Source organism: Cohnella algarum (assembly GCF_016937515.1).
GTDB classification, from domain to species: Bacteria; Bacillota; Bacilli; order Paenibacillales; family Paenibacillaceae; genus Cohnella; species Cohnella algarum.
This window is the reverse complement of sequence record NZ_JAFHKM010000002.1, coordinates 1,404,245-1,418,238: the sequence shown is the minus strand read 5'-3', so window position 1 is coordinate 1,418,238 and position 13,994 is coordinate 1,404,245. Positions and strand designations below refer to the sequence as shown.

The window sequence follows — 13,994 nt, the reverse complement described above, 5'->3', positions numbered from 1 at the left end:
AAAAAAACGATTGTGGCGCAAGCCGACTTTTTATATACTGTAGGCTACCGGCGACGAGGTCCGCCGCCGATGCCGCTTTTTCGAAGCCGAAGAGCGGCGCGGGAAGCCGTATTCGCGTTTTTGCGGCAAAGACGAATATCCAAACGAGGGGAGGAAGCAAGACATGAACGTTGGCAATGCGTTAAGCGGCCGGCCGTGCGAAAACCTGTTCGAGGAGGACGTCTGTTTTGCTATACAAAAACGGGAAGGATGTGCTTCCCCCTAGCTTGCTGGAAGAACTCCAAAAGTATGTGAACGGCGAATTGATTTATATACCGAAACCGCAGGAGCGGCGCGCCCGCTGGGGAGAAGTGAGCGGCACGAGACAAATGCTGGCGGAACGGAACCGGGAAATCCGCCGGCTTCATGAGGACGGATGGTCCGTCGAAGCCCTGGAGGGGAAATACCACCTGTCGGGCGAAAGCATCCGCAAAATCTTGGTGAAAACCCGCTAAAGGCGCAATCCGATAAAGCCCGAAGGCAGGACGAAGACGTCCCGCTTTCAGGCTTTTTTCGCGCTTAGACCCCCGGCAGCCGGGTTTCGTCTACCGCGTCCCCTTCGTCATCCGACCGGGTATAGGCGATCAACGTAACGGGGGAACCGGCTTCGGCGCTTAACTGGCGCTCCAGCTCGCGGATTTGTTCTACGGCTTGCGGCTGCCTGTCCAAGCGGGCGATTTTATAAGATGGCTGCGTCATCACGTCACTCCGTTTTTAAAAGTTATCGTTCTCTGCCGTTAGCATGTCTCGCCGGACTCGATCATAAACGGACCATCCCGATGCGGGCCGTGACCGGAAGAAAAGAAAACGCTTAAATTTTTGCTTTCCCGATCCCGCAGCCGTGGTAAAATGGAACGAGAACCCGCTTCGGATTTCCTTTCAGCCTGTTCCTGTCGTTCTCGCTGCTGCCTTTACTCTTCGTAAACGGGGGCCCGATCCGATGAACAGGAAGTTTATCAATTCCCCGGCGGCCTATGCGCTGGGCATGTTCGCCATGATGATTCCCAGTCAGGCTTTCAGCTCGTTTTACAGCTATTACTACGTGGAGAAGCTCGGCCTCGGGGTCGGGCTGGCCACGATCGCCCGGACGATTTACCTCGTCTGGGACGCCGTCAACAACCCGATGGCCGGCTATCTGTCCGACCGGACGAACACCCGGCACGGAAGGCGCAGGCCGTGGATTTTCGCTTCCATCCCCCTCTTTATGCTGACGTTCATCATGGTGTTTTCCGTTCCCGGCGAACTTTCGGAGAGCGGGCTGTTCGTTTGGTTTCTGACGGCTCTTGTCCTGTTCGAAAGCGTTTCTACCTTGCTGTGGGTCAATTACGGCGCGCTGTTCCCCGAGCTGTTCCGGGGCGAGCGGCTGCGCGCAAAGGCGTCCGCCGTGCAGCAGGGCTTTCAGATCGCGGCGATTTTGATCGGCACCGCGCTAACGCCGATCGTCTATGCCGCCATCGGCTTCGGCCCGATGTCGGTCGCGTATTCGCTGGCGTTCGCGGCTTTCATGCTGTGGTTCGCGTTCTCGGTCCGCGAGGACGAAAACGCGCGCAAGGCGCCCCCTCTCCCGCTGAAGGAAGCGTTCCGCGAAACGCTGAAAAACAAGCCCTTTTGGACGTTTTACATCGCCAATTCGTTCGCCCAGACCGTCAACGGACTCCTCGCTTCGATGATTCCCTTTTATGCCAAATACGCGCTGAAAATTCCGGAATCCCAAGTTGCGTTCGTGCTGGCCTCCGTGTTCGTGTCGATCATTCCGCTCGTGGCGGTCTGGTACTTCATCGTCCGCAAGCTGGGCGGGCTCAAGAGCTGGCGCCTCGCGCTGGCCGTCTACGGACTGTCCGTCATCCCGCTCTGGTTCGCCGGCGGCCTTTGGGGCGGCATCGCGGCGGGCATTGCCGCGGGCTTCGGCATGGCCGGGTTTCTCGTCGCCCCGGCGCTGCTCGCGAGCCGTATCGTCGACCTCGACGCCGAGAAAACCGGCCGAAGGAGAGAGGGCGTCTACACGGCCGTTGCCGGATTCGTGACCCGCTCGAGCGGCCTCATTTCGGCGGTCGCCTTTTGGCTCGTCGGGCTGGCGTTCGGTTACGTCAGCGGAGACGAACCGGGCCCGCATCCGGAGACGACGTTTCGGGTGCTGATCAGCATCGTGCCGCTCTGCCTGCTCGCCGTTTCGTTCGCCGTTTCGATGTTCATGAAGGATCCGGGCGCGCCGGCGGCGCCGGCGGGCTTTGACCGGCGCAGGAGAAAGGAGGAGGAGCATGGCCAAACGATTGATTCTGAACTGCGATGATTTCGGCCAGAGCGCCGCGGCCAATCGGGCGATTATGCATCTGCTGGAGGAAGGGAAGGTGTCTTCGGCGACGATCATGCCGCCGGCTCCGGCGTTCGCGGAAGCGGCGGCGTGGTGCCGAAAACGCCGAATCGGAAGCGTCGGCCTGCATTTGACGTTTACGAGCGAATACGACGCGATTCGCTGGCGCAGCCTCACCGGGCATCCTTCGCTGCACGACGAAGAGGGATTTATGTTTCACACGGTCGAGGAGTTCGAGCGCAACGCCGAACCGAGGGCGGTGAGGCTCGAGATGAAGGCGCAGTTCGAAGCGGCGAGGCGGGCGGGGATCGACATCGCGCACGCCGACAATCATATGGGCAGCCTGTACGGGTTGGCGACGGGCAAAAGCCATTTGCCCCAGGTACTGTGGTTATGCTCTCGCAGGAGGTTGCCGTTCCGGCTGTTTCGCCGCTTCGAGCCGAGGGACTCGTTCATGGCGTCCATCGCAAGCCCGGAAACGCAGCGCGCGCTGGATAAAGTCGTCGCGCTCGCCGATACGCTCGGCGTCGGCGTTCCAGACTATTTGATCAGCCATCCGTACCATGCCGAAGAAGGCGAAAGCTACGAATCGTTTCGCGCCATGATGATCGCCAGGCTTTACGAGCTGCCCGACGGGGTTACCGAGACGTACATTCATCCGGCGGTCGAGGACGAGAAGCTGGCGAAATCGATTCCGTCCTGGAAGAAGCGGGTTTGGGAATACCGGCTCATGCTCGACGCCGATTTCGAATACGCGATGAAGGATGCCAACGTCATGCTGACCGATTATCGTCACGTGCAGCGGCACATGAGAAGGCCCCGGCTCCGGGCCGCGGGCAGGCTGGCGAAATCCTTGCTGACCTGAAGGAGGCGGCCGGCGCGATGGAAATTTCCGTATGCGGATGAATCTTTTCTACCTCTCTCTCGTATAAGAGGATGTATTTATCCAATTCAGTTGAAAGGTCGGGTGGGCTATGTCGTTTTTCGGCCGGATTTTGGCAAGCGTCGGCATCGGTTCGGCAAAGGTGGACACGGTACTGGAAACATCCTCTTATGCTCCCGGAGACGAAGTCCGAGGCGTCGTGCGGATCGAGGGAGGGGCGGTCGAGCAGCGGATCGACGGAATCGTCCTCACCGTCATGTCCCAGTACGTTCGGGAAGTGAACGACAGCAAACTGCATCAGAACGCGGAAATCGCGCGCATTCGCGTGACGGAGCCGTTCGTTCTGGCGCCGGGCTCGCGCGAGGAAGTTCCGTTTTCCTTTTACCTGCCGCGCAATACGCCGCTGTCGATCGGACGTACGCCGGTCTGGATCAAAACGAACGCGGACATCCAATCCGCGGTCGATCCGACCGACGAGGACCGCATTCATATTATGCCTTCGCGCGATCAGAAAGTCGTGCTGGACGCGATCGACATGCTGGGATTCCGCCTGAAGCAGACGGAAACGGTGTACGCGCCCCGTCTCGGCGGCTCGCTGCCGTTCGTTCAGGAGTTCGAATGGATTCCCGGCGGCGGACGCTACCGCGGGCGGCTGGACGAACTGGAGCTCATGTTTCTGGGAAGCCGTGGCGACGGCTTAACGTTGCTCCTGCAGATCGACCGCAAAGCGACAAGCATTTTCGGCCTGTTCGCGGAAGCGATGGATACGGACGAGACGTTCGTCCGCGTCGAGCTGTCGGGCGGCGATTTGGGCGAAGGCCCTCGCATGTTGCCGGCGTGCTGGCCGACATTATCGATAGATACAGCTGAAGCCGGGACGCGCGCGAGAGGTTCGCCCCGGTCGGCGAGTTCTCCCGTCGCGCTGGAGTCTATCCGCATCCCGATAAAGGGCGCCCGCGATCGCGGCGCCCTTTTTTCGGCATCGGGAAGTTTAAGTTATTCGCCTTACGAAAGAGTTTTAGGGAAGATTAGGGGAGAAGGAGAGCGGGGCTGAGGGTAGAAACCGGCGTCGAACGCACCGGATAGGGGCGGCGGGATGCCTTCGTCGATGGGCGGTCGCGGTGCCGATTGGCGCGAGTCAGCCTATGTTGGATTTTATCCAATCGCCGGAGCGGGAAACGGGAAAACCGCGGTTTACAGTGGATTTTATCCAACGAAGAACGGGAGTTTCGGGCGAAATCCCCGAAAAAGCCTCGCCAGATTGGACAAAATCCAACGAAGCCAACTGGTTTCGCGGAAAAGTCTGTTTTGATTGGATAAAATCCAGCGAAGCTTCGCTGCCTCTCATGCCCATCTGGTCGTGTTCACCGTGCGAAAGCGCCGAGCAAGCTTGCGTTGAGTAAAAAATACCCATTTCACCGCCTCCGCACGCAAGCCGTCGATCCAGTTGAGTCGCGATGACTCATCTCAACCTGCTAAACGCACGCGGCCATACGCAGTTGAGTAAAAAGTACCCATCTTACCGCTCCCGTACGCAAGCCGTCGATCCAGCTGGGTCGCGATGACTCATCTCAGCCCGCTAAACGCATGCAGCCGTACGCAGTTGGGTAAAAAATACCCATCTTACCGCCCCCGCACGCAAGCCGTCGATCCATTTGAGTCGTCATGACTCATCTCAACCCGCTAAACGCATGCAGCCATACGCAGTTGAGTAAAAAATACCCATCTTACCGCCCCCGCACGCAAGCCGTCGATCCAGTTGAGTCGCGATGACTCATCTCAACCCGCCAAACGCATGCAGCCATACGCAGTTGGGTATAAATGCTATTCGCGAACCGGCCGGCCGCGCCCGTCCCTATTCTATCGAAATTCGCGGGAGGCTTCCGTTTTGCTTCCTGTCTTTTGGCGTTTCAAATAAACCGTTGCTTAATTCTTTTTCGATGAAGTAAACTTTTGTTACATTTCGGGACGCCCGTAGCCCATAAGATTCGCACCAAGAAGGAGAGCGTTATGTTCGCCAAAATGAGCTTGCGTTGGAAGCTGCTGCTGCTGAGCATCTTGATGATAACGGTTCCGCTGAGCCTGCAGGGCATCGTGACGTACCGGGAGTTTTCGTCGTCCACCGAGCGTAGGGCGACCGAGAACACCGTGCAAATTACCGAGCAAATCAACCGCAACCTGGACCGGACGCTGGCGGAGATGCAGCGGTTGTCGCTTACGCCGCTGTACGATCCGAACGTGGTGGCGATATTGAACAAATACGGCGGCGCCTCCTCCGCCGGGATCCGTCCGACCATCGAGGAACGGGAGAAAATGTTCCTCTACATTTCGGGCGCGGCCTACGGCCTTCAGGAAGTGAAAGGCATCCAGATTATCGCCGGCAACGGCTTTATTTTTACGAACGTCGATTCCACCCTGATGAAATTCGCGGATATCGGGGCGCTGCCCTGGAGCGAAAAGGTGCGCGAAGCCGACGGCGCCTGGGCGCTCATTCCCCCTCATTCGCTCGGCCACTACATTCCCGGCGACCCGGACGAGTATTTTTCGGTTGCCCGCATGCTTCGCGAGCCCGGCAGCAACCGTCAGCTCGGGATGATCGTCATCGACCTGAAGCTGGACGTGTTTCGCACGATTTTGGCGAATTACCGGTTCGAGGAGAACGGCAATTTGTTCGTCATGAACGGGAGCAACGACCTGTTTTTCGAAAAAACGAGCGGCGAGACCGATCCGTCTCTAGCCCGCGATTTGCGGGCGGTCAGCGCGACGTACGGCAGCGGCGTGTACGAGCGGGCGCCGGGCGGGCAGCGTTTCATTACCGTCGTCGATAATTCTTCCTATTCGGGGCTGAAGGTGATCGCTTACATTCCCGAGAGCGTGCTGCTCCAGGAAACGAAGCAGTTGCAGAAGTTCACGATTTTCATCGCCGTCCTGTTCGTCGCCGCGGCCTGCCTGATCGCGATTTTTTTCGCGTACCGGATCAGCCAGCCGCTCGTCAAGCTGAAGCAGAAAATGCTGCTGGTCGAAACGGGCAACTTCAAGCAGAGCGTTCCCGTGGAAACGCAGGACGAAATCGGGCAGCTCGGAAGAGGCTTCAACCGGATGGCCGAGGAAATCAACCGGCTCGTCAACGAGGTGTACGCGGTCGAAATCCGGGAGAAGGAGGCCGAGCTTGCCAGCCTGCAAAGCCAGATCAATCCGCATTTTATTTACAACACGCTCGAGTCGATCAACATGATGGCCCTCAAGAGAAACAATTACGAGGTGTCCGACATGGTCACGGCGCTCGGCGGCATGCTCCGGTACACCGTGACGCAGAGCGGGCGAACGGTGGCGCTGGAGGAGGAGCTGGCATCGGTCGGCGCTTATTTGAAAATCCAGCAGCTCCGCTACGGCGAGCGGCTGCGCGTCCGGTTCGACGTCGAGCCGGGGACGGAGCGGCTGCAGGTGCCGAAGCTGCTGCTCCAGCCGATCGTGGAAAACGCGATTTTCCACGGCATCGGCGACCGGGAGGAAGGCGGCGAGATATGGATCAGCACGGCCGCGTTCGAGGACGAGCTGCTCATCATCGTGCGCGACGACGGCATCGGGATGGACGACGGGCAAATCGAGCGGCTGCGCCAGTCGCTGCTCGTCCCCGATCCGCCCGGCGCGCGGAAGCGCGGGCTGGCGCTGCGCAACATCGCGCAGCGGATTCGCCTCATGTTCGGTCCGGAGGCCGATCTTCATATCGACGGAAGCCCCGGCATGGGCATGGCGTTCACCATTACGATTCCGGCCGTAGAAAGGAGCCGCGGCGATGATCAAACTATTGCTGGTTGAAGACGAGGAAACGATACGCACGGGCATCCGCAGCGTCATCACGGGACTTGCCGACGGTTTTGAAATCGTCAAGGAAGCGGCGAGCGGCAAGGAAGCGTTGAGTTATTTGCAAACGGACGTGCCCGACGCCATCATCACCGACATCCGGATGCGGGAGATGGACGGCCTGACGCTAATTGCCAAAGTGAGGGAATGGTACGCCGATATGCCGCTGGTCATCATCAGCGGCTACGGCGATTTCGAATACGCCCAGCAGGCGCTGCGCCACGGGGTGGCGGACTATCTGCTGAAGCCGATCGACCGGGCGGCGATGCTTAAGGCGCTGGAGCGCATCCGTGGACTTATCGATAAGGAAAGAGGCATCGCTCTACCTGCGGGACCGGAGGAGGAGCAGGCAATTCCCCCGGGCGACGGGCGGAAGCTGATCCGCAAGCTGAAAGCCCATATCGACGGCCATCCGGACGGGGATCTGCGATTGCAAACGCTGGCGGAGCTCGTCCATCTCAGCCCGGTTTACCTGAGCAAGCTGTTCAAGCAGGAAACCGGCGAAAACCTGTCCGATTACATTATGGCGGCGAGGCTTGCGCGCGCCAAATATTTGCTGGCCGGCACCGAGCTGAAAATTTACGACGTCGCGCGGCTGTCCGGCTACCAGAGCCCGAAGCATTTCATGCTCGTGTTCAAGAAAGCGACGGGCGTTACCCCGGGCGTTTACCGCGAGGAGCACGGGGGCTAAAGCGAACTGGCTAATAAAACGTACCAAAAGTGTATGTCGCGTGATATTTTGTAACATTGCCTTTCCCTACAATAAAAGACGTACGACATGATCAGCGCGAAGCGGGAGGGAAAGAGAGATGAAAAAATCGTTATTGGCCATGCTGCTCGTCGCGCTTGCCGTGTTTGCGGCGGCGTGCGGCAATTCCGGCAATTCCGGAAATGCCGGGAGTTCCACGGCGCCGGGAGCGTCGGGCACGCAGCAAGGCGGATCGGCCGGCGGCGAGCCCGTCGAGCTGAAGTTTATGACCTGGGGCAATCAGCAGCACCTGGACATGTATGAAACGCTGCTGGCCAAATTCAAGGAAACGCATCCGAACATTACGGTGACGCTCGAATCGGTGCCGTTCGCCGACTATCAGCAAAAGGTGTCCGTTCTTGCCGCCGGCCGCGAGCTGCCGGATCTGGCGTGGATTTCCGAACGGATGGTGCCGCAATTTATGGCGAACGACATCCTCGCGGACATCTCCGACATCAAGGATGACGCCGAGTTCGCCCTGAACGACTTCATTCCGTCCACGTTGGAGCTGTTTTCGAGCGAAGGCGGCTTGTACGGCCTGCCGTTCTCGACGCCGCCGAGCGTTATTTTCTACAACGCGGATCTGTTCGAGCAGGCCGGTCTTCCGACGCCGAACGAGCTGGCGGCAAGCGGCGAATGGACTTGGGAAAAATTCACAGAAACGGCTAAAGCGCTTACGTCCGGCACCGGCGCGGACAAAACGTACGGCGCGACGTTTTTCCGGGATTGGAAAACGTGGATCATGCTTCCGTCCTATTCCTGGTCCAACGGCAGCGACATTTTCAACGACGACATGACATCCTTCACTTGGAACGACCAGTACGGCGTCGAAACGTTCGAGATGCTGAACCGAATGATGTTCGTCGACGGCTCCCACCCGAAAGCGGGCGAGCAGATCAGCTTCGAAACCGGAAAGCTGGGCATGTACTTCGACGGTTACAGCTACATGTCCAAAGCGCGGGAAATCAAGGATTTCAAATGGAGCATCGCGCCGTTCCCGTCGGGTTCGATGGGTTCCGCTCCGATGATGGGGCAAGCCGGCTACGTCGTCTTCGAACAGACGAAGCATCCGGAGGAAGCGAAAGAGCTGCTGAAATTCCTGGCCAGCCAGGAAGGCGTGCAGGCAACGTCGACCTACTTCGTGCCGCCGCGCCAATCGGTGCTGAATTCGGACGCGTTCCTGAATCAGCCGAACAATCCTCCGGCGGAGCACATCAAGCAGGCGCTGATCGACGAAATGCCGAAAGCCGTCGTGCAGCCGGGCCATGTGCAATGGACCAAAATCGACAACGAAATTTTGCTCGGCTTCGACCGGCTCTTCGGACAGTCCGCCGCTCCGGCCGACATCGTGAACCAAATGAAGCAAGCGATCGATCCGCTGTTAACCAAATAACGAAAAGCGGGACGACGGTTCGCTTATCCGCGAACCGTCGTCTCATTCGAAGGGAGACCCCGTCATGAACCGTTTACGCCAATCGCTGCAAAGCGGCAAGCTGCAGCTGTTCGTCAGCCTGCCGGCCAACGATGCGAAGCTGGCCGAGGCAGCCGTCCGGGAAGGGGCCGACGGGCTGAAGGTTCACCTTAACGTCGCGCACCGGGCAAGCGGAAACAGCTTCGGCTCGCTGGAATCGTACAAGGAGACGTTCGCCCAAATCCGGTCGCTGTTCCGGGGGCCGCTCGGCGTCGTGCCGTGAGGCTCCGCGGCCGACGTCAGCCGGGAAGAAATCGCGGCCATGCCCGAGGCGGGCTTCGACTTTTTCTCCATCTACGCCTGGCACCTTCCGACGTTCATGCTCAAAGCGCAAGGGCTCGCCCGGACGTTCGCGATCGACGACAAGTTTGACCTGCGGCTGCTCGAAGCCGCCGGAGCGTTCGGCATCGACGCGCTGGAAGCGTCCGTCGTGCCCGGCGCGGAATACGGAACGCCGCTGACGCTGGCGGACCTGCTGAAATACCGCTGGCTGGCGGAGCGCTCCGGCCTGCCGGTCATCGTGCCGACGCAGCGGAAGGTGACGCCGGACGACGTCCCGCATCTGATCGGCTGCGGCGTCAAGGCGCTGCTTGTCGGCGCGGTTTCGATCGGCTCGACCGCGGAATCGATCGGCCGGTCGGTGAGCCGGTTCCGCGAAGCGATCGACAAAGCGGGAGGATGATGACGCCATGAGCTCGAGCCGACGCAAAGCCTCGAAAAACCCGCTCGTCCGGGACGCGAATTTGACCGGATGGCTGTTCATCTCGCCGATGGTGCTCGGTTTTATCTGTTTTCTGCTTCTCCCGATGGCAATGGCCTTCTATATGGGCTTCACCGACTGGCCGCTGCTCGGCAGCTCGTCGTTCACAGGACTCGACAACTACCGCAACATCATGAACGACGACATCTTCTGGAAATCGTTCGGCAACACCGTTTACTTTTCGGTCGGGCTCGTCCCGCTCAACATTGCGCTGGCGCTGCTGCTCGCGCTGCTTCTGACGAAGAGCCTGCCGGGAATGGGCTTTTTTCGCACGGCGATCTTTACGCCCGTCATTACGTCCCTCGTCGTCTGGTCCATCGTATGGAAGTACATGCTGGCCACCGATTCGGGCTTTATTAACCAAATATTGCAAATGTTCGGAATTCAAGGCCCTGCTTGGCTGTACAATCCCGACCTGGCGATGCCGGCGGTCATCGTGACGAGCGTGCTCAAAAACGTCGGCCTGAACATGGTGCTGTTCATCGCGGCCTTGCAGCAGGTTCCGGCGCATTTGTACGAGGCGGCCAAGCTCGACGGCGCCGGACGGACCCGGACGTTTTTCCAGGTGACGCTTCCGATGATCACGCCGACCGTCTTTCTGACCGTCATCATGACGGTGATCGGCTCGCTCAAAGTGTTCAGTCAAATTTATGTCATGACGCAGGGAGGCCCCAGCAACTCCACCAAGGTGCTCGTCTATTACATTTGGGAAACGGCGTTCAAGCTGTACGATCTCGGCTACGCTTCCGCGGTGGCGTTCATTTTGTTCTGCATCATTTTGGTATTTACCCTGATTCAGTGGCAGCTTCGCAAAAGGTGGGTATTCCATGAAAGCTGAACCGATCGCAAGACCATCGTCCCCTCGTTTCCGGTTTCGTCCGGGCGTGCTGATTCATTATTCGATTTTGGCGGTCATCTCCGTCCTGATGATTTTGCCTTTCGTCTGGATGCTGTCCACGTCGCTGAAGGAACCTTCGGACATTTTCGTATTTCCGCCAGAGTGGATTCCTTCGCCCATCCGTTGGGAGAATTATGCCGAAGTGCTGCGAACGATCCCGTTCGGCCGGTTTTACTTCAACAGCGTCTATATCGCCGTGCTTGTCACCGCAGGGACGGTGCTGTTCGCCTCTCTGTCCGGGTACGCGTTCGGAAGAATCCCGTTCGTCGGGCGCAATCTCGTCTTTCTCATCCTGCTCAGCACGATGATGATTCCGCACGAGGCGACGTCGATTCCGATGTTTCTGTTCATGCGGGAGCTCGGGTTCCTCGACTCGCATTTTCCGCTCATTGTCGTGCCGATTTTCGGCGCGGGCGGCGTGTTCGGCGTATTCGTCATGCGGCAGTTTTTCCTGACGCTGCCGAAGGAGCTGGAGGAAGCGGCGATGATCGACGGCTGCTCCCGGTTCGGCATTTACTGGCGGATCATGATGCCGCTCGCCGGGCCCGCGATATCGACGCTGACGATTTTCACCTTTTTGACCTGCTGGAACGAGTTTTACGATCCGCTTATTTTCGTGAACAGCCGGGAGCTGATGACGATTCCGCTCGGTTTGTCGCTCTTTACCGACGAAGCGGGCACGGCTTGGCATCTGCTTATGAGCGCGTCGGTGATGGCCACGCTGCCGCTGCTGATCGTCTTCTTCTTCGCGCAGAAGCAATTTATGGAGGGCGTGGCGATGACCGGGCTGAAGGATTAACGGCCAAGCGGGGCGGAGCAAAGAGATGAAGAAACAGAGCGGATATAAAAAGGGAGTTAGATAAGCGCGGATCGGACGGTCGGCCAAGTGATAAGATGCGGCTGAACGTTGGAGACGGCGACGGAGAAGATACCCGGCTGAAAGTGGAGACGCCGGACGGAGAAGATGTCCGGCCGGAAGTTGAAGGCGGCAGTTGAAGATGAAGAAGATGTATGGCTCAAAGCCGAAATGGACCGGATTGAATGCTGAATATTTGAAGCCAAGCAGGAAAAGGGCCGGCCTGACCGAAAGCGGCCGGAATGAAAATCAAGGCTGCCGGCCTTATCCTAGGAAGGGGCGCGAGCGAAAATGAAAAAAACGTTTGAGGCGGATGTCGTCGTCGTCGGGGGAGGCCCGGCCGGCATTATGGCGGCGATCGCGGCCGGCCGTCAAGGCGCCCGCACCGTGCTGATCGAGAGGTACGGATTTCTGGGCGGGATGTCTACGGCGGCGCTCGTCTACCCGTGGATGACGTTTCATACCGAAACGGGAGAGCAGGTCATCCGGGGCATTCCGCAGGAGCTGGTGGAGCGGCTGATGGCTTGCGGCGGCTCTCCCGGCCATCTGCGCGATACGGTCGGCTTCGTCAGCACCGTCACGCCGTACCATCCGGAGCTGTTCAAGGTGACGGCGCTCGATATGCTGAAGGAAGCCGGCGTTCGGCTTCTGCTGCACAGCTTCGTTGACGAGGCCGAGGTGGAGGGGAACCGGATTGCCGGCGTAACGCTGACCGGCAAGTCCGGGCGGATTGGCGTGCGCGGGACGATGTTCGTCGACACGTCGGGCGACGCGGACGTGGCGAACTTGTCCGGCGCGCCCACGCTTATCGGGCGGGACGGCGACCGGCTTACCCAGCCGATGACGATGAAGTTCCGGATGCGCGGCGTCGATCTGGAAGCCGTGAAGCGGGCGATGATCGAAAATCCGGACAATTTTTATCATAAAACGCCGTTTGCCGATTTGGAGCGCATCCCGCTTACCGGCATTCAGGGCTTCTATGCCGAGTGGAAGGCGGCGAACGTGCCGATCAACCGCGATCAGGTGCTGCTGTTCGCGGGGCCGGCCGAGGACGAGGTTTTGGTCAACTGCACGCGGGTGCAGGGCTTAGCGGAACTGACGTCGAAGATTTGACGAGAGCGGAGGATGAGGGCCGGCGGCAGGTGCTGCTGATGGCGGAATTTTTGCAAAAGAGCGTGCCCGGCTTTGCCCGAGCTTCGATTTCGGCGGTCGGCACGCAGATCGGCGTCCGCGAGTCGCGGCGGATCGACGGGCTGTACAGCCTGACGATCGACGACGTCGTGTCCGGGCGCAAATTCCCGGACGCCGTCGCGCGCAGCGGTTACCCGGTCGATATCCACGACCCGTCGGGCAAAGGCGTCAAAGCCGCCTGGATCGGCGGCGCCGGCGCTTACGACATTCCGTATCGCTGCCTGGTCGCGAAAGGGGTCGATAACTTGCTGGCCGCCGGGCGCTGCATTTCGACGACGCACGAGGCGCTGGCGACGACCCGCCTGACGCCGAGCTGCATGGCGACCGGCCAGGCCGCGGGCACCGCCGCCGCGTTGGCGGCGGATCTGGGCACGACGGCCGCGCAGGTGGACGCGGCGCTGCTGCGGGAATGGCTGCGGCGGGACGGCGCCGTCGTCTAGCAGGCCGGCTGGCCCGGACTACGGGCCAAATCGGCGGTCGGAGAGCCGTCCGGGCGGCGCCGCCCGGATTTTGGGCACAAGTAGTCCGTCCGGTGGACTACAAGGCGCCGTCCGCCGGATTTTCGGCACAAGCAGTCCGTTCAGTTGACTACATGGAGCGGCACATAGAGGCGATTTGACGGTGGAATCGGGAGAGTTTACGGCGATCATGGGCCCGTTGGGCTCGGGAAATTTCTGTTTTTCCATCAATTTGCCGGGTGGTTGCTGCGGCGCCCAAGCCGCCGCCCCCGTTATTTGGAAGGAAATCCGAGTGTTGTGGAAGTCTTCGCTGCGGTTCCAGATTCGCAACCAGACGCTGAGCCTGACCTTCATCTCGCTGTTCAGCGCTGCGGTTATTTTTCTCGTCAGCTTTGTCGCCATCAATTACGAACTTCCTGTACACTTTCGATCTCATAACCGTGAACAGAACGGTCCACATGCTGTTACTTCCTTTACTTGATATACTGGATTTTCAAACTATCCATCCCTTTGTT

Annotated in this window: 14 protein-coding genes and 1 pseudogene; 13 read left to right on the top strand and 2 right to left on the bottom strand. The window is 59.4% G+C overall.

Annotated features, from left to right (window positions below):
* Positions 1-227: 227 nt before the first annotated feature.
* A complete protein-coding gene (locus JW799_RS06400) occupies positions 228-494 on the top strand; it encodes a CD3324 family protein (protein WP_080832219.1) in 267 nt (88 codons plus the stop codon).
* Between the two features lie 64 nt (positions 495-558).
* On the opposite strand, the gene JW799_RS06395 is transcribed toward JW799_RS06400, so the two are convergent.
* Positions 559-738, bottom strand: coding sequence for a hypothetical protein (locus tag JW799_RS06395; RefSeq protein ID WP_080832218.1), 180 nt, complete (start codon positions 736-738; stop codon positions 559-561).
* Positions 739-979: 241 nt separating this feature from the next.
* Here JW799_RS06395 and JW799_RS06390 point away from each other — a divergent pair, with 241 nt between their 5' ends.
* The 3 genes from JW799_RS06390 to JW799_RS06380 all read left to right on the top strand — a co-directional run bounded on the left by JW799_RS06390 (position 980) and on the right by JW799_RS06380 (position 4,287).
* Positions 980-2,329, top strand: a complete 1,350-nt coding sequence (locus JW799_RS06390; protein WP_080832217.1) for an MFS transporter — start codon at positions 980-982, stop codon at positions 2,327-2,329.
* Entirely contained in the window at positions 2,298-3,215 is a 918-nt protein-coding gene (locus JW799_RS06385; RefSeq protein WP_080832216.1) for a ChbG/HpnK family deacetylase, read from the top strand. The genes JW799_RS06390 and JW799_RS06385 overlap by 32 nt, the downstream gene beginning before the upstream one ends.
* Before the next feature lie 109 nt (positions 3,216-3,324).
* The gene (locus JW799_RS06380; protein WP_240353175.1) at positions 3,325-4,287 is read left to right on the top strand and encodes a sporulation protein; all 963 of its coding nucleotides are present in this window, start codon (positions 3,325-3,327) and stop codon (positions 4,285-4,287) included.
* Between the two features lie 84 nt (positions 4,288-4,371).
* Here JW799_RS06380 and JW799_RS06375 read toward each other — a convergent pair whose 3' ends face one another.
* Positions 4,372-4,647 (bottom strand): hypothetical protein, encoded by a 276-nt coding sequence (locus JW799_RS06375; RefSeq protein ID WP_205429117.1) that lies wholly within the window; start codon positions 4,645-4,647, stop codon positions 4,372-4,374.
* Positions 4,648-5,243: 596 nt separating this feature from the next.
* On the opposite strand from JW799_RS06375, the gene JW799_RS06370 reads away from it, so the two are divergent.
* From JW799_RS06370 to JW799_RS06335, 9 genes and pseudogenes are all read left to right on the top strand, one after another.
* Positions 5,244-7,052 carry a cache domain-containing sensor histidine kinase gene (locus tag JW799_RS06370; RefSeq protein ID WP_205429116.1) on the top strand — a complete coding sequence of 603 codons (1,809 nt, stop codon included), beginning with the start codon at positions 5,244-5,246 and terminating at the stop codon, positions 7,050-7,052.
* Positions 7,030-7,788: a response regulator transcription factor gene (locus JW799_RS06365; protein ID WP_080832213.1), complete on the top strand. Its 759-nt coding sequence runs from the start codon at positions 7,030-7,032 to the stop codon at positions 7,786-7,788. Before JW799_RS06370 ends, JW799_RS06365 begins: the two co-directional genes overlap by 23 nt.
* Positions 7,789-7,906: 118 nt before the next feature.
* Positions 7,907-9,238, top strand: coding sequence for an ABC transporter substrate-binding protein (locus JW799_RS06360; RefSeq protein WP_080832212.1), 1,332 nt, complete (start codon positions 7,907-7,909; stop codon positions 9,236-9,238).
* A 64-nt stretch (positions 9,239-9,302) separates the two neighbouring features.
* Complete coding sequence (locus JW799_RS28380) at positions 9,303-9,539, top strand: beta/alpha barrel domain-containing protein (RefSeq protein ID WP_240353174.1); 237 nt, start codon at positions 9,303-9,305, stop codon at positions 9,537-9,539.
* 39 nt (positions 9,540-9,578) lie between these two features.
* Positions 9,579-9,998: a beta/alpha barrel domain-containing protein gene (locus tag JW799_RS28375; protein WP_240353173.1), complete on the top strand. Its 420-nt coding sequence runs from the start codon at positions 9,579-9,581 to the stop codon at positions 9,996-9,998.
* Between the two features lie 7 nt (positions 9,999-10,005).
* Positions 10,006-10,914, top strand: a complete 909-nt coding sequence (locus tag JW799_RS06350) for a carbohydrate ABC transporter permease (RefSeq protein ID WP_205429115.1) — start codon at positions 10,006-10,008, stop codon at positions 10,912-10,914.
* The gene (locus tag JW799_RS06345) at positions 10,904-11,773 is read left to right on the top strand and encodes a carbohydrate ABC transporter permease (protein WP_205429114.1); all 870 of its coding nucleotides are present in this window, start codon (positions 10,904-10,906) and stop codon (positions 11,771-11,773) included. Before JW799_RS06350 ends, JW799_RS06345 begins: the two co-directional genes overlap by 11 nt.
* 348 nt (positions 11,774-12,121) lie before the next feature.
* Positions 12,122-13,461 (top strand): annotated as a pseudogene (locus JW799_RS06340) (FAD-dependent oxidoreductase).
* A 181-nt stretch (positions 13,462-13,642) separates the two neighbouring features.
* Complete coding sequence (locus JW799_RS06335; RefSeq protein ID WP_205429113.1) at positions 13,643-13,960, top strand: hypothetical protein; 318 nt, start codon at positions 13,643-13,645, stop codon at positions 13,958-13,960.
* The last annotated feature ends 34 nt before the right edge of the window (positions 13,961-13,994 follow it).